This is a genomic window from Pontibacter korlensis (genome assembly GCF_000973725.1).
In the GTDB taxonomy this organism is placed as follows: domain Bacteria; phylum Bacteroidota; class Bacteroidia; order Cytophagales; family Hymenobacteraceae; genus Pontibacter; species Pontibacter korlensis.
Genome location: NZ_CP009621.1, coordinates 4,252,941 through 4,271,412, shown reverse-complemented (window position 1 = coordinate 4,271,412; position 18,472 = coordinate 4,252,941). Strand labels below are relative to the sequence as shown.

At 45.5% G+C, this 18,472-nt stretch carries 16 protein-coding genes; 7 read left to right on the top strand and 9 right to left on the bottom strand.

Features of this window, described 5'->3' with window-relative positions:
• Window positions 1–71: 71 nt before the first annotated feature.
• Window positions 72–692, bottom strand: a complete 621-nt coding sequence (locus PKOR_RS18415) for an AlbA family DNA-binding domain-containing protein (protein WP_046312601.1) — start codon at window positions 690–692, stop codon at window positions 72–74.
• 195 nt (window positions 693–887) lie between these two features.
• Entirely contained in the window at window positions 888–1,259 is a 372-nt protein-coding gene (locus PKOR_RS18410) for a DUF3127 domain-containing protein (protein WP_046312599.1), read from the bottom strand.
• Between the two features lie 173 nt (window positions 1,260–1,432).
• On the opposite strand from PKOR_RS18410, the gene PKOR_RS18405 reads away from it, so the two are divergent.
• A complete protein-coding gene (locus PKOR_RS18405) occupies window positions 1,433–2,365 on the top strand; it encodes an isoaspartyl peptidase/L-asparaginase family protein (protein ID WP_046312598.1) in 933 nt (310 codons plus the stop codon).
• 50 nt (window positions 2,366–2,415) lie between these two features.
• Here the strand turns inward: PKOR_RS18405 and PKOR_RS18400 are convergent, their stop codons facing one another.
• Both PKOR_RS18400 and PKOR_RS18395 read right to left on the bottom strand, forming a co-directional pair.
• Window positions 2,416–3,027, bottom strand: a complete 612-nt coding sequence (locus PKOR_RS18400; protein ID WP_046312595.1) for an HAD family hydrolase — start codon at window positions 3,025–3,027, stop codon at window positions 2,416–2,418.
• A gap of 39 nt (window positions 3,028–3,066) precedes the next feature.
• Window positions 3,067–3,966, bottom strand: coding sequence for a cyanophycinase (locus tag PKOR_RS18395; RefSeq protein WP_046312593.1), 900 nt, complete (start codon window positions 3,964–3,966; stop codon window positions 3,067–3,069).
• 318 nt (window positions 3,967–4,284) lie between these two features.
• Here PKOR_RS18395 and PKOR_RS18390 point away from each other — a divergent pair, with 318 nt between their 5' ends.
• Window positions 4,285–4,776, top strand: coding sequence for a YciE/YciF ferroxidase family protein (locus PKOR_RS18390; protein ID WP_046312591.1), 492 nt, complete (start codon window positions 4,285–4,287; stop codon window positions 4,774–4,776).
• Window positions 4,777–4,936: 160 nt separating this feature from the next.
• On the opposite strand, the gene PKOR_RS18385 is transcribed toward PKOR_RS18390, so the two are convergent.
• The gene (locus tag PKOR_RS18385; protein ID WP_052738945.1) at window positions 4,937–6,835 is read right to left on the bottom strand and encodes a M1 family metallopeptidase; all 1,899 of its coding nucleotides are present in this window, start codon (window positions 6,833–6,835) and stop codon (window positions 4,937–4,939) included.
• Window positions 6,836–7,176: 341 nt separating this feature from the next.
• Between PKOR_RS18385 and PKOR_RS18380 the strand changes: the two genes are divergently transcribed.
• The 5 genes from PKOR_RS18380 (at window position 7,177) to PKOR_RS18360 (ending at window position 13,403) form a co-directional block, all read left to right on the top strand.
• Entirely contained in the window at window positions 7,177–8,925 is a 1,749-nt protein-coding gene (locus tag PKOR_RS18380) for a L,D-transpeptidase family protein (RefSeq protein ID WP_046312590.1), read from the top strand.
• A 55-nt stretch (window positions 8,926–8,980) separates the two neighbouring features.
• On the top strand, window positions 8,981–9,520 hold the full coding sequence (locus tag PKOR_RS18375; protein ID WP_046312588.1) for a plastocyanin/azurin family copper-binding protein: 540 nt from the start codon (window positions 8,981–8,983) through the stop codon (window positions 9,518–9,520).
• Window positions 9,521–9,694: 174 nt separating this feature from the next.
• On the top strand, window positions 9,695–11,035 hold the full coding sequence (locus tag PKOR_RS18370; RefSeq protein WP_046312586.1) for a DUF2254 domain-containing protein: 1,341 nt from the start codon (window positions 9,695–9,697) through the stop codon (window positions 11,033–11,035).
• Between the two features lie 72 nt (window positions 11,036–11,107).
• On the top strand, window positions 11,108–12,490 hold the full coding sequence (locus PKOR_RS23675; RefSeq protein ID WP_052738944.1) for a TIGR00341 family protein: 1,383 nt from the start codon (window positions 11,108–11,110) through the stop codon (window positions 12,488–12,490).
• A gap of 97 nt (window positions 12,491–12,587) precedes the next feature.
• On the top strand, window positions 12,588–13,403 hold the full coding sequence (locus PKOR_RS18360; protein WP_046312585.1) for an ion transporter: 816 nt from the start codon (window positions 12,588–12,590) through the stop codon (window positions 13,401–13,403).
• A 7-nt stretch (window positions 13,404–13,410) separates the two neighbouring features.
• Here the strand turns inward: PKOR_RS18360 and PKOR_RS18355 are convergent, their stop codons facing one another.
• The 4 genes from PKOR_RS18355 to hemF are packed head-to-tail and all read right to left on the bottom strand — an operon-like array spanning window position 13,411 to window position 18,251.
• Complete coding sequence (locus PKOR_RS18355; protein ID WP_046312583.1) at window positions 13,411–14,346, bottom strand: DUF4249 domain-containing protein; 936 nt, start codon at window positions 14,344–14,346, stop codon at window positions 13,411–13,413.
• Between the two features lie 3 nt (window positions 14,347–14,349).
• Window positions 14,350–16,725, bottom strand: a complete 2,376-nt coding sequence (locus tag PKOR_RS18350; protein WP_046312581.1) for a TonB-dependent receptor — start codon at window positions 16,723–16,725, stop codon at window positions 14,350–14,352.
• Between the two features lie 48 nt (window positions 16,726–16,773).
• On the bottom strand, window positions 16,774–17,349 hold the full coding sequence (locus PKOR_RS18345; protein WP_046312579.1) for a phosphatase PAP2 family protein: 576 nt from the start codon (window positions 17,347–17,349) through the stop codon (window positions 16,774–16,776).
• On the bottom strand, window positions 17,349–18,251 hold the full coding sequence (gene hemF / locus PKOR_RS18340) for an oxygen-dependent coproporphyrinogen oxidase (RefSeq protein WP_046314636.1): 903 nt from the start codon (window positions 18,249–18,251) through the stop codon (window positions 17,349–17,351). Before hemF ends, PKOR_RS18345 begins: the two co-directional genes overlap by 1 nt.
• Between the last annotated feature and the right edge of the window lie 221 nt (window positions 18,252–18,472).

The window sequence follows — 18,472 nt, the reverse complement described above, 5'->3', positions numbered from 1 at the left end:
TAAAACAGGCACAAAGTATACTATCTTTAGGCCTACTCTAAATACTCTAGACTTACCTACTTATCCTACTGTTAAACTAAGGTATAGAAATCTTCTTTCTCTTTGTCGTGGAGCAAAAGATATCCGTGAATTACAAGTTTTACCAGTATACGGTAGGCCCTACGTTCCGAGAGGTTAGCTATTTTCATAAACTGCCGGAGCGTGATACGTGGGTGTAACTGCAGGTAGTCAAGCACAGCGTTTTCGTGGCGGTTTAACGGAAGCTGCTCAAATTGTTCCGGTTCCTGCTCCAGCACTTTGTTCACCATCTTGCTGGTCTGCACACTTGTATCTTTCACGCGTACATACCCGCGCCAGTCATCATTGCCTAATTTGGCAAAATGCGGTTTTTGTTTGCTCTCAGGCACAATTACCATCAGCACCGTGCGGTTGTCCTGCTCAATCTCCTCATATTGGAGCTGCACGGGCGGATCGCAGTAAAAATCGGCTGCAAGCTGCAAGGTGTGTTTTTCTTCCTCCGGGTCCACACCTGTTACGTAGCCATTATCCTTCACACCCACCAGAATAACCCCACCATGTGTATTGGCGAAGGAAACCATAGTACGGGCAATTTTTTCAGGTTTGGTTACACGTTGTTTGAAATCGACTTTGTCGTTCTCGCCTTCCCAGATAAGGCGCTGTAGTTCGTCCATAGTAGAAGGTAGGGTGGTGTGTATATAACTAGATATTTGAAGCCAATGTTGCTGCAAAATTAGCTTTGTTGACTAAGGGGCGTGTAATGCCACCATTAGACCTTGCTGAAGAACTGGATTGGCTACTTAAGATAAACAAAAAGCGAGCCTTTTTAGCTCGCTTTTGCTGTATTTTATGAAAGAATTTGCTGTACGTTAGAACGGCAAGTCGTTATCAACATCGCTGCTGTAGAACGAAGGAGCATCTTGCTGAGGGGCTGCTGCACCGGAAGGTCCGCCAAGGTCATTTGAAGCAGGCTCCATTCTCCAGGCTTGCAGGTTTGTAAAGTACATGGTCTGGCCATTTTTAGTGAAAGGCTTACCTGTTAGGTTAAACGTTACCTTCACTTCGTCGCCGTTCTTGTAAGAGTCAAGCAGGTTACACTTATCCTGCGTCAGCTGAAATTTTACATACTGCGTGTAAGAACCATCCGGAATCTCCAGCACGAACTCACGCTTTCTGAATTTATCGCTGATCTGTTGCTCTTCAAAGACCTCGTACAGTTTACCTTGGATATCAAAAGACATAATAAAAAGTTATTGTGATTATTTTACTGTAGACAAAGATAACTGTTTTTATCCAGATTTAGGTCCATTATGCCGTTTCAAATGTACCGGAATCCGTAAAAAAATGTGCCTCCCGAACTGCCTCTGAACAACAGGCGTAGAGGGTAGCGAAACAAACATTAAGTATAAACAACATGCCAAAAACAGCTATTGCCATTCACGGTGGAGCCGGTACTATCACACAAGCCTCACTTTCAGCAGAACAAGACAAAGCCTACAGGTTAGCACTTACAAAAGCAGTGGAGGCAGGCCATAAAGTACTAGAAAATGGAGGCACGGCACTGGAGGCAGTAGAGCTTTCGGTTGTGCTGCTAGAGGATTCTCCACTCTTCAATGCTGGCAAAGGCTCTGTTTTCACCAAAGAAGGGAAACATGAGATGGATGCTGCCATTATGTGCGGCAAAACCCTAGAAGCTGGAGCAGTAGCCGGAGTCAGAAGTATAAAGAACCCTATCAAGTTAGCGAATGCTATTATGGAGCACTCTGACCATGTTATGCTAAGCGGCTATGGGGCAGAGGAATTTGCCCTTAGCTATGGCTTAGAGTTTGCCCCAGAAACATACTTCTTCGACAAGTACAGATATAAGCAATGGAGCGAGGTAAGGGATTCGGATATATTTATGCTCGACCATGCTGAGCAACGCGATGAGAAGTTTGGCACTGTTGGCGCTGTGGCTGTAGACATGGAGGGAAATTTGGCGGCAGCTACATCTACCGGCGGCATGACGAACAAGCGTTACAACCGCATTGGAGACACCCCAATTATTGGCTCGGGCACTTATGCCAACAATAGTACCTGCGCCATCTCCTGTACCGGGCATGGTGAATTCTTTATGCGTGCAGTTGTAGCCTATGATGTATCCTGCCTGATGGAGTACAAAGGCTATACATTGCAGGAGGCCTGCGAGGAGGTTGTTATGAAGAAGCTGGTTAAGCTGGGTGGTGAAGGAGGTTTAATAGCAGTTACAGCGGCAGGGGATATAGCTATGCCATTTAATTCGGAAGGAATGTACCGCGCCTGTAAAGTAGGGAAGCAGGCTACATACGTAGAGATTTATAAGAGCTAAAGTAGAATGTTTGTTCCTAGAGGTTGAGAGCCAACTGAATGAGTTGGCTACTACAAAAACTCTTTCAGTTGGCTGAAATCGGATATGCTTTGCCCTTCGGTTTTTGTGACATTCTTGGTGTACAGTACAGTATCTATACCTAATTCCTTGCCTGCTTTTATCTCTGATTCAGGATCATCACCTACCACTAGCACATCGGTAGCATCAAAGCCATGACGGTCAAGTATATCTTTGAAAATATCTTTCTTGGTCTTACCTGAAATGCTTGGGTCTACTATGTGTACTTCGTCAAAGTCTTTTTCCAGGCCTAACCTATCTACTTTGCTTTGCTGCATTTTAGTATAGCCGGTAGTGACCAAAAATTTTTTACAGGAAATATCTCTGATAGTAGCGTAGTCTTCAAAAGGAGACATTTCTTTGTCATAAGTCAGATCTTTTAACAACTGATCCCCTTTTTCTGTCAGCTGCTCGCTGAACTCGTACTTTTTAGCCACTTTCTGAAAAGGTATTCTCATCATGTCCTTTTTTATCTCCTCAAACTCACCTTTATACTCTCCGCAATCAGTAATTAGGTCAAAAAGGGGCTTGAACAATTCGTCACCTATAGACGGAACGGGGTAAATGGTGTTGTCGAGATCTAGGATAAGCGCTTTTTTATTCATTTAAGGTAGTTTTTTGTTCAATTAGAAAGGGTTAAACTTTTAGACTTTATTCACCTCGGCAGTTAACTGAGCATGCTTGTATGCTTCTTCGCTCTGGTAAAAGGTGCGCGAGTTAATGTCGTAGAGGTTGCCTTTGGCTAGCACGTGCATCACCATATGATCTATTGCCACAGGTCGTCCTGCTTCAACTTCTTTCACATTAGTATATTTTACCTCATGCCCGTCTACTATGACCACCAGGTTTGAGCCAATTGTTTCGATCATATGGCCTTCTGTTATCAGTACGCCTGTATCTTCTCCAAGCCCGATGCCAATGGATTTGGGGTGAGTCACCACGGCTTCCATCAAACGGCCAAACCTACCGCGTACAACAAAGTGAGTATCTATTATTACCCCTTCCAACAGGTTGAGCCCCTGACCCATTTTGACAGCTCCACGTAATAGCGACTCCGGCGCACTACCGCCCTTTATCATTTCTTTAGACATGGCCATCGCGCCAGCACTGGTTCCGGCTAACACAAAATTTTCGTTTATGTAACGGCTTTTAAGCAAATCCAGAATCTCCGTATTCAGAAACATCCTGGTAATGCGGGACTGGTCACCACCGCTAAACATGATGCCATCACATTGCTTCACGCGTTCCATGTAATCTGGATTTTTAGCGTCTTCCTCGTTGCGGATGTGCATTAACTGCACGTTTTCTACACCCAAAATACCAAAGGCGCTGGTATAACGCTCACCAACCTCTTCCGGAATCATAGAGGCTGTGGTAACTACTTCTATATGTGGGTTTTTAGTGGGGATCTCCTTCAGGAAACGTTTAAGGATACCTAACTCAAAGAAGTCGAGATAATACTTCTTTTTAGATTTGGGGTTTGGGTAACTGCCTTTGTCTTCGTTTCCACCTACTGCAATAAGTTTTCCTTTAGGTATCTCCACGGGTGATGCTATGTCTTTATTTTGCTGTTATATCGATTAATGCTGTTGTGGTGCATTTACAATATGAGTACAGCTTTTAGGCAAATTCGTTTCACTCAAGCAAAAGTATGCTGCTCCACCTACTGTTTTTACGCATTTTATACTAAAGTCTATATCTAGCTATATATAATAAATTATATTTTAAAAGGTTATAACTTTTGAATTTACACCTTTCACAAATAAAAAATCATATACTTAAACTCGAGTCGATATGCCCCGTATAGTAGGTCTGTAACAAGCAAAAAAGCTTTTAACAATAACGCGTAACCTTTCCAAGCTATGAAACTAAACAACTTAAAGGATCTGATGATCCACGAGATGAAAGACATCTACAATGCTGAGCAGCAGATTACCAAGGCGCTTCCTAAAATGATGGAAGCTTGCTCTTCTGACAAACTGAGACAAGCTTTTGAGGAGCACCTGCGTGTAACAGAAAATCAGATTCAGCGACTTGACAGGGTGTTCGATTCTATTGGCGAGAAACCTACCGGTGAGAAGTGTAAAGCCATGGAAGGAATCATCAGAGAATGTGAGATGATGATGAGTGAGAATGCTGACTCTACTGTGATGGACGCAGCGCTTATTGCCTGTGCACAGCGAGTGGAGCACTATGAGATTGCTGCCTATGGTACAGTATGTGCCTATGCGAAACAGCTAGGTATGGACGAAGCTCTGGAGCAACTACACACAACACTAGAGGAAGAGAAAGCAACAGATGAGCGTCTCAGCATGATGGCTGAAGAGGCTATTAACCAACGAGCTGAACGATAATTAATCGGTAAAATATGTTTGGAAGGCTCTGTACCTTCGCCTGGCTCCACCAAGCAGGTCAGAAGGTCACAGAGCTTTCCTGTTTTAAGGCTAATTTAAAGCAAAAGCGGCTGCCGTATTTTGGCAGCCGCTTTTGCTTTATACCCTTTAGTGAACGTGCCTACTTGAGCATTTCGTCTAAGGTAACTGTTGATACCGCATGGTAGTTAGGACGGGCTTTGGCATAAATAGCCAGTGCCTTTTTCTTGCCTTCCGGTGTGGCAGTTAGTGCCTTGTAAATCGGCACAAGGAACTTGCGGCGGCCAACATTGGTAAGGAACGTTTCTAACGCTTTATCTGCCCTTGTGTAGTTGTTGCGAATAGCATGAATGAACCAGGCCGCCAACACTTCGGAATTGCCAGAGTTGGTGAAGTTAAATGCCTTGTCTAATTCAGCCATTTGCTGCTGGGTCATGTTCTCTGGGAGCATGCGAATAAAGTGCAGCCATTCATGGCTCGACCAGTCTTTGGTGTTAAGCTTTGCCGCTGGCTCACCATTTTTCCAGCTTTGGCAAGCTTCTTCCACATTGGCAAATCGCGTACTGGTCGGTGCTTCAAATCCTTCAGGCAAACCTGGAGAGTATACCCAGCCCTCAATGTTGATTTGTTCAGCTAGCGCCTCGTCTCCCTTTATCAGTTCTGAGCGCAGGAAGTTCAGGAACTTATCAGTATCTGTGCTTTGGAAGGCAAAGGTGTTGAAGTAGTTATTTACAAACTCGTCAAATCTTTCACGCCCCACTGCTTTTTCAATGTTCTGCAGAAAGAAATTACCTTTCTCGTAGGCTATGTCAGTTAAGCCTTCATCCGGATCGCGTCCCTCCAGGTCCAACTTCAGATGGGTGTCTTTACTTTCTGCACCAATGTCGTTGAGAGTGCTTTCAAGATCCTGATACCCAAGCACGTTGAGCATGTCAGCATACTCTTTGCCATAAATCTCCTCCATAATACGGCGCTCAAAGTAGACTGTAAAGCCTTCGTTTAGCCAGAAATCATTCCAGGTGGCATTGGTAACCAGGTTGCCGCTCCAGCTGTGCGCCAGCTCATGCGCAATTAGGCTGGTGAGAGAACGGTCTTTAGCCAACACTGTTGGCGTCACGAAAGTGAGGCGGGGGTTTTCCATACCTCCAAAAGGGAAGGAAGGAGGAAGCACGAGCAAATCATACCGTTCCCAGCGATACTTGCCATAAATCTTTTCTGCGGCTACCAGCATTTTATCCATTTCAGCAAATTCATATGCCGCTGCTTCAATGGTGGCGGGTTCCGCATAGATACCAGTTTGCGGACCTATTTCCCGGAACGCAAGGTCACCTACCGACAGTGCCATCAGGTACGACGGAATCGGTTGCTTCATTTCGAAAGTATAAACGCCGGTTGCATTCTTCTCCACCGGGTTCTCAGCACTCATTACAGCCAGCAGTTCCTTAGGTACTTTTACCTGCGCATTGTAGGTAATTCGGATGCCCGGGCTGTCCTGAATAGGAATCCAGGTACGGGCAAGTATAGCTTGAGACTGCGTGAACAGGAACGGGTGCTTTTTGCCCGCTGTTTGCTGTGGGTTCAGCCACTGCAGAGCGGCGGCATCCGCAGATGTTTGATACAGTATGGTTACCTTTTTAGTATCTGGCTTGATCTTAACAGTAAGAGGACGTCCCAGAAACTCTTTCTCATCACCCAGTTCAAAAGTTGTTTCCTCGTTACTATCTCCCAAAAAAACCTTTTCAATCTGAAGCCCTCGTGTATCGAAGATAATCTGGTCTGTACCGGTTTTGTTTTCGATAAGGTAAGAAGCGGTGCCGCTGAGTACTTTTTGGTCAAAGTTCACATCGATGTTCAGGTCCAGGTGTTTGGCTACGGCCTCTGCTGGCTTGGCAAAGCTATGGACGTCGTTTGAAGTACGTTCCATGGCACTTTGTTCTGTTGTCATAGTTTCATTGTCGTTTGTGGTGGTAGATGAGCAGGAGGCAAGGTATAAACTGCCTGTCAGGCCCAAACCAAGAAGAAAACGGTTATATAGTCTCATGGGTTTGTATAGGTTCATTCAGGTGTAAGATAGGGAATAAGTGTGAATCCTGAAAAAGGGGCAGTGCAACATACTCGTCGAAGAAATACGCTTAGCGGGAGTTTGTAAGAGTAAACTGGCCACACAAGCACGATTTTAGCTGTAGAGTATAAAAAGCTATAAAGACAGGTGCGTTATGCAGCAAAACATTTTGCCTGTTTTTGGAGTACAAAAAGCTAAAATGCGTATATGACCTACTCAGCTACACCTGTATTGTATTAAAGCAAGATTAAAACAATAAAGAAAAGTACAGTATGTACCCTAAGCTTAGTATAGGTGTACCTGAGCTAAAAAGATAGCACATGAGCCCTTACAAAATAAAAAAATATATCCTGATCCTGTTATTGCCACTCATGTTTGGGGCCTTAACAGCATGTAACAATAATGAGTCGGATTCAAAAGACGACTCCGGAAGTATTACTGATAGCCTCTTTGGTAAAAAGGAGCTACCACAAGCCAGCACAGATAGCCTGTTTATCAAACAATACATATCTAAAGAGCCCGAATTCAACGAGCATGCGGAGCTTATGTACCTGTTTTATGGTGATCGAGACTACGAGCTAGCCTGGTTCCGCGATAACGAACTGGTACCTCAGGTAGAGAAGTTTTTGAATGTAATTGATTCTTCCTCTGTAGAAGGACTTAATCCTGACAAGTATAAGATTGTAAACTTCAACGAGTTATTTCAAAAGTATGAGCAGATGGACCCGCAGGACTCTGCCCGCCTGGTGCTACAGCAGCAGATTGATGTGGCCCTCACAGCTTCGTACTTCAATTATGCGTCAGATTTTTACAGAGGGCGCGTAAATCCTCAAACCCAAAGCAATGTGCATTGGGCTGTAAAGCGGAATAAAATAAAGCTGCACAAGGCGCTGCAAACTATTCTTCAGGAGCGTGAGAGTACCTATCCCTATTATGAGTTTGAGGCCCTTCACGCGGGATACACCCGCTTACGAGATGCACTCAATAATTACAGGGATCTTCAGGAAAAAGGAGGATGGCCTAAGGTAGAACTCGGCGGCAAAAAAACGCTGCAGAAAGGTGATTCTGCCCAAGCAGTAGCTGTGCTACGCAAGCGTTTGAATCCTACTCAGCCTATTGATGTAAATGATAAGCGCCTATGGGTATTTGATGAGCACCTTGAGAAACAGGTAAAGATGTTTCAGATGCTGCATGGCCTGGCTCAGGATGGCATAGTAGGAGGAGGTACGCTTTCTACCATGAACATTCCGATTGAGGACCGGATCGACCAGATTATGATCAACATGGAGCGTTGGCGCTGGATACCTAAGCGTATGGTACCTAAGAGCTTAGACCAAAAATATATTTGGGTTAACATACCAGAATACAAGCTTTATATCTATGAAGATCCTAATAACGACCCGGAGGCCGAACGAGAGTATAAAGAAGTAATGAATATGCGCGTGGTGGTTGGTAAAACCATGAACGCCACTCCGATCTTCAGCGATAAGATGGAGTATGTGGTCATGGCGCCATATTGGAACGTACCAAACAGTATTGTAGAAAGAGAGATTAAGCCTAAGATGCTGAACAACCCAGGTTGGCTGGCTTCTCAGAATATGGAAATTGTAACGAAAGAGAAGAATCCTCAGCCCGTTTCTCCATATGAAATTGACTGGGAAAGTGTCACAGAGAAGAATTTCCAGTACATGGTTCGCCAGAAGCCGGGACCAAAGAACTCTTTAGGCCAGATAAAATTCCTGTTCCCGAACGAACACGCTATTTACCTGCACGATACACCGGCAGATGCCCTGTTTAGCCAGACAGAGCGAAACTTCAGCCACGGGTGCGTGCGTCTGGAGAAGCCTGTTGAGCTGGCAAAGTATATTCTTAAAGATATGCCAGAGTGGAACGAGACGCGCATCCGCGAAACGATGAATGGCGGCGAAGAAGAATGGGTGACATTGCCTAAAAAGGTGCAGGTGTACCTGGTGTACTTTACAAGCTGGGTAGACGATAGCGGTAATGTGCACTTTAGGCAAGACCTGTACGGGCACGATAAAAAGCTAAAGCAGGAGTATTTCGGATAAAGAAACAGGAGCAGCCAGAGCGGTTGCTCCTGTTTGCTAAAGTAGTAACAGAAGAATGAACAAGTTATTATTATATATATTGCCCCTCCTGGTTGTGCTCCTTGGCTGCGATCCGCCTCAAACAGATGGTGAAACAAGTACAGCAGGTACAAACAAGGATACTGCTACGGCTGCAAGTGCTCCGCTGGTAGAAGACCCGGATACTACACTGCAGCCTGTACAGCACCTGGAGCTACGGGCTTTAGGCAACACTATTGATGAGATCCGCTATAGTACAGACACTCTTGAAACTAAAGCAGGGGCCATGGTTAAATTAACCTTCATAAACGAAGGAGTTGATATGCCCATGGTACATAATGTGGTGTTTACAGCCTCAGGCAAGTATAAACAGGTAGCCCTTGCAGGTGCCAAAGTGGGTGCATCTGGTAATTATGTGCCGGAAAGCGATCTAATTTTGGCCGCAACCCCTATGGCATTACCGGGACAAACTGTAGAACTGGAATTTACCGCTCCCACCGAGCCAGGCCTGTACGATTATGTATGTACTTACCCCGGCTACTGGAAAAGAATGAATGGGGTATTGGTGGTAAAGTAGCCAATTTCGAGGAGCTTGCTTGCATCTCCTTATCTGAATTCTCAAACACGAATCATAACAAATCAGCAGCCTCTGTTCAAGGGGCTGCTGATTTGTTTTATAACCCCTCCCTGCATGTTTTAGTATGAGCTAATAGCTTGTGCTGCACCTGACTTGCTGTAGCTGCTGTTGCCTATGAATAAAATTTATAGCCGTGTTAAGTTTGTTTACCAATACATTATTGGCAGTATAGGCTTTCTGCCCACGCTTATCTCACTAGGTTTTTTCTTACTGGCGCTTTTTATCCTTTACCTCGAGACCATGGGGCTTAGCAAAATGCTAAAAGACAACCTGCCATTCATGATCATCAGCAATGGTTCAACGGCACGCCTCATCCTAAGCTCTATTGCCACTGGTATTATTTCGCTTACAGTATTCAGCTTTACTATGGTGCTACAGGTGCTAAGCCAAGCTGGCTCCAGTTTCTCCCCAAGGGTAATTCCAGGCCTTATCTCTAATAAATCAAATCAGACGGTAATGGGCATTTACCTTGGCACCTTGATTTATACTTTGGTGGTGATGGTGAATATACGTTCGGAATACTATAGTGTCTCTTTACCAGGCTTTGCCATTTTTCTGGGAATGTGCCTTGCTATAATCTGCCTTGGCTTCTTTGTGTATTTCATTCATTCTATCTCTCAGTCTATTCAAATAGAGAGTATACTGGAGGGGATTTATACGGTAACGAACCGGCAGCTTCAGGAGGAAGTTGAGCTGGATAAAAATGCCGGAGTTCCGAATGTGTTCAATCAAAAGGATTGGCAGCAACTCAAAAGTCCAAGAACAGGCTACCTACAGCACCTGGATATTGAAGCAGTCATGCGTATTCTCAAGGAATATGATGTAGTGCTGGATTTTGAGCAGCCACTTGGAAGCTTTCTGGTAGAGGGGGTTCCTTTTGCCCGCATTAACAAAAAGCTTGAAGATTTGGACGAGTTTACTGACAAGCTAGTTGCCCATGTAGGTTTCTACCGTGAAGAGAGAGCCAGCCTCAACTACATTTTCGGTTTTAAACACATCACAGAAAGCGCTGTAAAGGCGCTAAGTCCTGGAATAAATGACCCAGGCACTGCCTTAAAAGCCATTGATTACCTAACGGCCCTGTTTGCCGAGCGCATGAAGCTTACTGATGAGAAGGTGATTTATGATAAAGAAGGAGCCGGAAGAATAAGGTTTGAGCACGAGACCTTTCAGGATCTTTATACCATGTGTCTTGGCCCGATACGTCATTTTGGCAAGAAAGACAGTGTCGTTGTTCTGAAGCTGTTATCCTTGCTGCACAGCCTGTTGCACCTGGTGTCATCTTACCCCCACTTAAAGCCAGTTTTATGTGAGGAAGCCCTGCAGCTGCTGCATGATGCCGATGAAAATATCAGCAACCCGGGTGATAGAAAAAGAATCAATCTCGTGCTTGAGCAAATCAACAACATGCACAAGCTCGACAAGGTCTTACCCTCGCTAAAGGAGCAGCCATAGAGGCATAAATTAAAATTCTTATTTTTGCAGCTCCTTTACAAATCAAGAATGCTCTTACACTCAATAAAAAAGATGCTGGATAACATCCTGAATATCCAGCACCAAACAGATGAAGCCGGTACCATCCGCGAAATAAATGATAAGGTTCCGGTTCGTGGAAACAACACCTGGATGCTCATTTGCTCGGCTATGCTTGCCTCTATTGGCCTTGATACAGGTTCCGGTGCGGTTATTATCGGGGCCATGTTAATTTCGCCTCTGATGTCCCCAATACTTGGTGTTGGACTGGCGGTGGGTATTAACGATCGCGAGATGCTGATTGACTCCATCAAGAACTTAGCGGTAGCAGCGGCAGCCGGATTGCTTGTAAGTACTTTTTACTTCAGTATAACACCGCTTGGGGAGCCAACCAACGAACTTCTGGCGCGAACCACACCTACCTTGCTTGATGTGATGGTGGCTTTCTTTGGTGGAGTTGCTGGTATTATCTCTATTTCCCGCTCAGATAAATCGAACGCAATACCAGGTGTGGCTATTGCCACAGCCCTGATGCCGCCGCTCTGTACAGCTGGTTATGGTCTGGCAGTAGGCCGATACGACTTCTTCCTTGGTGGTTTTTACCTGTTCTTTATCAACGCTGTTTTTATCAGCTTGTCTACTTACGTTATCGTCAAGTACCTGCACTTCCATACAAAAGCCTATGTAGACCAGGCAAAGCAGAAGCGGGTGGCTAAAGCCATGGTGGTGGTGCTGGTAATTGTAGTGCTACCGAGCGTATACTTTCTATACAACATCTACCACGACGTTAAGACCAAGAAGCAGATAGAGCAGCTGGTAATCACGGACTTTACGCAGCGCAACAACGAGATCATTAAGTGGGAGGTGCAGCCTGGCGACTCCCTGCAGTATATTAAGATCTACAGTATAGGTAAGCAGGTGGATGAAGGTCTGGTACAGCACTATAATAAAGTTTTGGTAGATAATGACCTTCTTAACTTTAGAGTGAAAATGGTACAATTGGATGTGTCGCCCGAGGAGATGGAACAAATTGCCTACGACATAACCAACAACCTGACCCAGGACTTACTTAAAACGCTGGAACTGCAGAAGATGCAGGAACAACATGCTGACAGCTTACGCAGAAGACAGCGACTTTCCTTGAATAGTAATGCAACCCAAGATCTGAAGACACTATTCCCGGAGATCCAGAAAGTGCAGGTAGGAGAGATGATCAACACAGCAAATCCTGCCAGGCCAGATACGGTTACGTTGGTGATGATTGATTGGAAAGAGCAACAGCCTGCCAAAGAAGAGGCAGCAAGTGCTAAGAATAAGAAGCGGCCTTCTAAGCCTAAAATTCAGGCGCAACAGGTGAAGGAGTACGAAAACAGAATTCGCAGTTATCTTAGCTATAAATTGCAGCGCGACTCAGTGCAGGTAATCTCATCTTATTAAGCTCTAGCAATAAAGCTGTTAGTATAGGTCAAATCAGCTAATACAGCTAAGGGTGATTTTTTTCGTATAGGAACTAAACTATATGTGCTTGTAATTCATGCCACCTAAAAACACCCTTAGAAAGAAACTATATACCATCATATTTGAGGCAGAAACGCCAGCCGGTAAAGCTTTTGACATAGTGTTGCTGGTGCTCATACTGGCCAGTGTAGCTGTAGTTACGCTGGAAAGTGTGGTATCTCTCCGACGAGATTATTTGTATATCTTCGTAACTCTGGAGTGGATTTTTACGATCATTTTTACTGTAGAATACCTGCTTCGTATCTACAGTACTTCAAAGCCGTTTAAGTACATTTTCTCGTTTTTTGGTGTGGTAGATTTTTTATCTATCGTGCCTACTTATCTAAGTTTGTTTATTCTCGGATCGCAGTATCTGTTAGTGGTAAGGGTACTTCGACTTATAAGGATTGCCCGTATTTTTAAGCTCACCCGCTTTATTAATGAGGGGCAGGTGCTCAGCAATGCGCTTCGTGCAAGCGCTACCAAAATCGCTGTTTTTCTTGGCACAGTATTACTCTTAGTAGTTATTATAGGTTCGGCCATATACATAATTGAAGGGGCAGCTAACGGCTTTACAAGTATTCCTAAAAGTATATACTGGACTATAGTTACCCTAACCACCGTTGGCTATGGCGACATTGCTCCCAAAACGGCACTAGGGCAGGTGCTGGCAAGCTTCGTGATGATTATGGGCTACGGTATCATTGCGGTGCCTACTGGCATTGTTACTGTAGAGATGAGCAGATCAGACAAGCAACAGGTAGCCACGCAGGTTTGCCCCAACTGTCATACCGAGGGACATCCCCTTGGGGCGCACTTCTGCTATAACTGCGGCTTTAAGTTTGATCGTTAATTGCGCCCTACTTTATAACAATACTGTGATAGGTTACAGCGTAGCCACCCCAAATACCCAAGCCGCCATTTATATTTGACTGTGTGATGTTAGGCGAGGAGATAGGGCTACCGTTATTGTTTTGCTCATTCTCCAGTGTAAACCAGAAACGGTAATGCGGCAGATCAATGGCTTCCCAGCGCACGGTTACAGTATCACCTTTGCCAAAGTAGCTGTACAGGTCCTTGTTTATCTCAGCCTGCCCTCCAGGCTCTCCTCTGTCCAGGGGGTAATCAACAGTATTGCCGTTCACAAACTCATCAGTAAAGACGGAGGCTAGCAGGCCAGGGTAGAATGGCTCGCTGTCTCGTTTGGTAAAATAACGGATGCTATTGCCAATGGTATCGGGGTCAGAGTAGCGGTAGTAGAGCGAAACAAGACTATCTTCTGATGGATTGGGGTGAGGCACCGTCCAGAGCGAATCTAAAGGGTTAAGCTGCGGGATTGAAGTGGTGGATGTTAGTAAGCGCCCTTGGTGACTGATGTGCAGGTTATAACTTTTACCTACTTCTCCCTTCAATTCTTCGGAGGTATAGACATAAACTGACATGCCTGCCGTGTTGTTCAGTAGCTGCGGCTGTAAACCGAACTGCAGGCTTACCCATCTCTTAAGTTCTTCAGAAAAAGCATGAGATGGAATTTCCTCTAATGTATAAGTTTGACCATCCACACGGACCTCTACAAGTGCATCATGCACAAAACTGTTCTCTAGTCCCTCTTTGGATATTTCTTTAAAAACAGGTACAGTACGGGTAAGGATAAGAATAGGGGGGGCACCCTGTTCTATATGCCCCTCTACCACCAGCTGCTCTTCACCTTCAGGCAAATCTAGGGTGATGTCTTCCTCACAGCTGAAGAGCAGCAGGGTATTCAGAATGGCTAATAGGGATATAATTCGTGCCATGACTTATTTCCAGCTAAAGTTTAGGGTAACAGCAGGCAGAGGGAAAGGTACAATTGATACCTTTTTAGCCTGAAGCTTTACATTAGACTCATAAGCATTGCCCTCGTTGTCGATGTAGTATAGGTACGGATTTCTGCGGCCGTAAACATTGTAGACAGAAAAGGTCCAGCTGTTTTCGATATTCTTCCACTTTTTACCCTCCAGGGTGGCTGATAGGTCTAACCGATGCGTTGGCTGCATCCGAAAGCTATTGCGGTCACCATACTGATAGTTTACAGATCCCTCCAGGAAATACCGCCTTACGGGCATAGTTGTAGCCTCGCCAGTTCCATACACGAAGCTACCAGCCAAGATCCAGCGGTCGTTATACTTGTAGCTGGCAACAAGGGAAAGGTCGTGGCGGCGGTCATAGCGTGCCGGAAATGTTTTGCCTCTGTTTAGATCCTGAAAATTGCGGGTTGTGCGGGACAGTGTGTAGCCGAGCCACCCTTGCAGGTTTCCATAGTTTTTGCGTATAAACAATTCTACGCCATAAGACTTGCCGCTGCCTGTTACAAACTCATACTCTAAATCACGGTTGCTTGGGCCAGGCGCAAACCCTTCTCTGTACTCCAGCTGGTTTTCCAGCTCCTTGTAATATACTTCTACCGAGCCTTCATACTGATTTTCCTTAATACGCTTGAAATAACCTAACGCATATTGTGAGGCATATTGTGGCTCTACCAGTGCCGAGCTTGGCACCCACACATCCAGTGGTAAGGTGGTATAGGCATTGGAAACCAGGTGCAGGTACTGTGTGGATCTTGCATAAGCTGCTTTTACGGAAGAAGTTTTATTTAGCTCATACTTCAGGGAAAGGCGTGGCTCCCAGGCGCTATAAGAAGTTACCTTCTCACCTCGTGCATATATGGTAGAGTCCGTGGCTATTTGCTCCTCATCAAACTGGTACAAATTAAATGGTCCTACTTGCTTAAAGTAGCTGTTTCTAAGACCAAAGCTAAAGAGCATTTTATCAGTAAGGTAAACATCATCTGAGATATAGAAGGCATACTCATGCCCAAATTTGTTTCGCAGCCTTTCGGTACCGAAAACCTGGCCACTTTCACCTACAGCCTGGCCAGCTCTCGGACGCAATTTATGGTACGTATACTGTACACCATACTGCACCTGGTGGCGAGCATTTGGTTTATAGCTGAAGTCTATGTTTGCGCTTTTGTCCTCTACACCTGTTTGTGCAACGGTGTTAAAGCCTCCAAAGTCCCAGCTAAATTCAAAGTCATAGTTGCTCAGGACTCCCGACACATCCATCTCCAGCTTATCATTAAAAACATGCTGCCAACTGGTTGTGGCGCTGGAGTTGCCCCAGAAGAAGTCACCCGTGAACCTTCCGTCAGATAAGGTAAGCTTGCCTACATCGCGGCCATAGTAGCCACTCAGGTACAGTTTGTCTTTTTCTGATAGCTTAAAGCTTAACTTTCCGTTGAGGTCGTAAAAATAATAGGGTACACCGCCCTGTTCTGTATTTTGCAGGAAAGGGTTCATGAGCACATCCACATAAGTGCGCCGTCCGGAAAGTATAAAAGCAGCTTTGTCTTCCACCAATGGCCCCTGTATCGACAGGCGCGAGGCGATCAAGCCAACGCCACCATCTACCCTCCAGTTATTGTAGCTGCCCTCTTTCAGGCCAATATCCAGCACTGAAGAGAGGCGGCCACCGTAATAAGCAGGCATATTGCCTTTGATCAGGGTGGTTTGGTCTATAGCATCGCTGTTGAAGACAGAAAAGAAATTGAACAGGTGGCCCGGGTTATAAACGGTAGCTCTATCGAGTAGTACCAGGTTCTGGTCAGCCCCGCCGCCACGTACATAAAAGCCGGTACTTCCTTCACCTGCCGATTTCACACCAGGCATTAGCTGAACAGCTTTTAGAATATCCACCTCACCAAAAAGCACCGGCAGGGTCTTGATTGTCTCCAGCGGCAGCTCTATCCGGCCCATGCTAGGTGTTTCCGTAATAGGTGGCTTGCGCTCCGTGACAACCTCTATTTCCTGTACCTGGTACGCTGTAGCCCTTAGATTAATGGATATTGACTGGGACTGGTTAAGATTCAGCGGCTGTTGCTGCGTATCGTAGCCAATGTACTTTATTACCAGCGTGTACACGCCTGCCGGAGCCGCAAAGCTATATCTGCCAAAGCTGTCTGTAATAGCACCTGCAGAAGGCCGTTCTTTCAGCGATACAGCAGCACCGGCTAGTGCTTCGCCTGTAGCGGCATCTCTTACACTACCAGAAAGGGTATAAACTGATTGTGCAGCTGCAGGGTGAAGCAGGCACAGCGTACTTGTAAGAAGTAGAAAAAGGTAGTTTAATATCCGCAAAACCTGTTGCTGTTAAGTATGTAAGAAACAGCAATGACGTGTAAAGGTTTAACGCTGGAAGTAAGTATACTTGTTTACTAGCCGTGTATACATTAACGAGCACAGGTAAGCCATGAGCATCCCTAGCAGAGCTCCCAGCAGCACATCTCCCGGGAAGTGTACCCCTAAGTAGATTCTGCTGTACGTAACAATTACGGCCCAGACCACCAGCAGGATCTTGAAAATAAAGTAACGATCGGAGAGGATGAGGTTAAAGAAAGCTGCAAGTGCAAAAGTGTTGGCAGCATGTGATGATATAAAGCCAAACTTACCACCACAGCCTTCTACTATATTTATCAGTCCCGTAAGCGTAGGGTCGTGGCAAGGCCGCAGGCGCATAAAGTATGGCTTCATGATTCCTGAGGCTACAAAGTCTGAAAGACCAATGGCTACTAGCACCAACAGGATCATTAGTATACTTTTCCTGCGGTAGCGCCATACCAGGTACCCAATAAGTGCCAGGTAAAATGGTATCCAAACGTACTTATCCGACATAAACACCATAACGGCATCCCAGAACGGACCATGCATCTCGTTCAGCTGGATAAACAGGTCCCGGTCCAGCTGCTTAAGTGTCTCCACCATTACTTGCCCGTGTTAATCCAGTCGATGTCCTTTTTAAGGTAGCTGAGGGTTTGCTCTTCGGCGCTGCCCGGCTCTGGCTTAAAATTATAAGCCCAGGATGCATGGGTTGGCAGGCTCATCAGGATGGACTCGATGCGCCCCTTGGTTAGCAGGCCAAACTTTGTGCCGCGGTCATATACCAGGTTAAACTCCACATACCGGCCCCGACGTATCAGCTGCCACTGTTTCTCGCGCTCCCCATAAGGTAAACCTCGGTTCTGATTGATGATAGAAGTATAAAAAGGTGCAAAAGCATAGGCTACATCACGCACAAAGGCGAACCTTTTTTCCATGCTGATTTCATCAGTAGCCATCAGGCGGTCGAAGAAGATACCACCCACTCCGCGTGTCTCGTCCCGGTGTTCGTTGTAGAAGTAGTCATCTGCCCATTTCTTGAACTCAGGGTAATAGCTAGGGTGATGTTTATCACACACTGCCTTCATCTGTTCATGAAACTCGCGTGCTTGTTTTAAATCGACGTAAATGGGTGTAAGGTCAATACCTCCACCAAACCATGCCTGCCCGTTGCCTGCTTCAAAGTAACGCACGTTCATATGCGTGATAGGCACCATCGGGCTGTGCGGGTGCATCACCACTGAAACGCCCGTAGCAAAGTATGCCGGGTCGGGCATCTGTAAAGCTTTCAGAAACTGAGGTGACAGTTCTCCCTGTACAGCAGAGAAGTTTACACCGCCTTTTTCCAGCACATTACCATTTTCAATAACGCGGGTGCTTCCACCGCCGCCGCCCTCGTGCTGCCAGATTTCTGAACTGAAAGTGGCCCCGCCGTCGCAGGTTTCAAGGGCATGGCAAAGGTCGGACTGGAACTGGCGCATAAACGCCTCAACTTCTTCTTTAAACATGGCAAATGCTATACTTTTAACGAAACCATACATCCGTGCAGGAGTAAAACCTGAACAGCCAATATCTTCTTTCAAAAGAATCTGGAGGTGTTTTTGTCTCCTCGGTTGATCAGGTTTAGGTTTCTTTTTATCTCGTTTTACGCTGCAAAAGTACCTAATAAAGCTTTCTCTACCGAGCCCATTTCATATTTTACTAAAAAACCTAAAATTTGTACCTTAGA

Excerpts from the sequence above, each read along its gene's own strand:
- PKOR_RS18410 (WP_046312599.1), bottom strand. The coding sequence starts at position 1,259 with ATGTCTTTTGATATCCAAGGTAAACTGTACGAGGTCTTTGAAGAGCAA.
- PKOR_RS18390 (WP_046312591.1), top strand. The coding sequence starts at position 4,285 with ATGAAACTAAACAACTTAAAGGATCTGATGATCCACGAGATGAAAGAC.
- PKOR_RS18400 (WP_046312595.1), bottom strand. The coding sequence starts at position 3,027 with ATGAATAAAAAAGCGCTTATCCTAGATCTCGACAACACCATTTACCCC.
- PKOR_RS18360 (WP_046312585.1), top strand. The coding sequence starts at position 12,588 with ATGCCACCTAAAAACACCCTTAGAAAGAAACTATATACCATCATATTT.
- PKOR_RS18405 (WP_046312598.1), top strand. The coding sequence starts at position 1,433 with ATGCCAAAAACAGCTATTGCCATTCACGGTGGAGCCGGTACTATCACA.
- PKOR_RS18385 (WP_052738945.1), bottom strand. The coding sequence starts at position 6,835 with ATGAGACTATATAACCGTTTTCTTCTTGGTTTGGGCCTGACAGGCAGT.
- PKOR_RS18355 (WP_046312583.1), bottom strand. The coding sequence starts at position 14,346 with ATGGCACGAATTATATCCCTATTAGCCATTCTGAATACCCTGCTGCTC.
- PKOR_RS18345 (WP_046312579.1), bottom strand. The coding sequence starts at position 17,349 with ATGGTGGAGACACTTAAGCAGCTGGACCGGGACCTGTTTATCCAGCTG.
- PKOR_RS23675 (WP_052738944.1), top strand. The coding sequence starts at position 11,108 with ATGCTGGATAACATCCTGAATATCCAGCACCAAACAGATGAAGCCGGT.
- PKOR_RS18415 (WP_046312601.1), bottom strand. The coding sequence starts at position 692 with ATGGACGAACTACAGCGCCTTATCTGGGAAGGCGAGAACGACAAAGTC.
- PKOR_RS18380 (WP_046312590.1), top strand. The coding sequence starts at position 7,177 with ATGAGCCCTTACAAAATAAAAAAATATATCCTGATCCTGTTATTGCCA.
- hemF (WP_046314636.1), bottom strand. The coding sequence starts at position 18,251 with ATGTTTAAAGAAGAAGTTGAGGCGTTTATGCGCCAGTTCCAGTCCGAC.
- PKOR_RS18370 (WP_046312586.1), top strand. The coding sequence starts at position 9,695 with ATGAATAAAATTTATAGCCGTGTTAAGTTTGTTTACCAATACATTATT.
- PKOR_RS18375 (WP_046312588.1), top strand. The coding sequence starts at position 8,981 with ATGAACAAGTTATTATTATATATATTGCCCCTCCTGGTTGTGCTCCTT.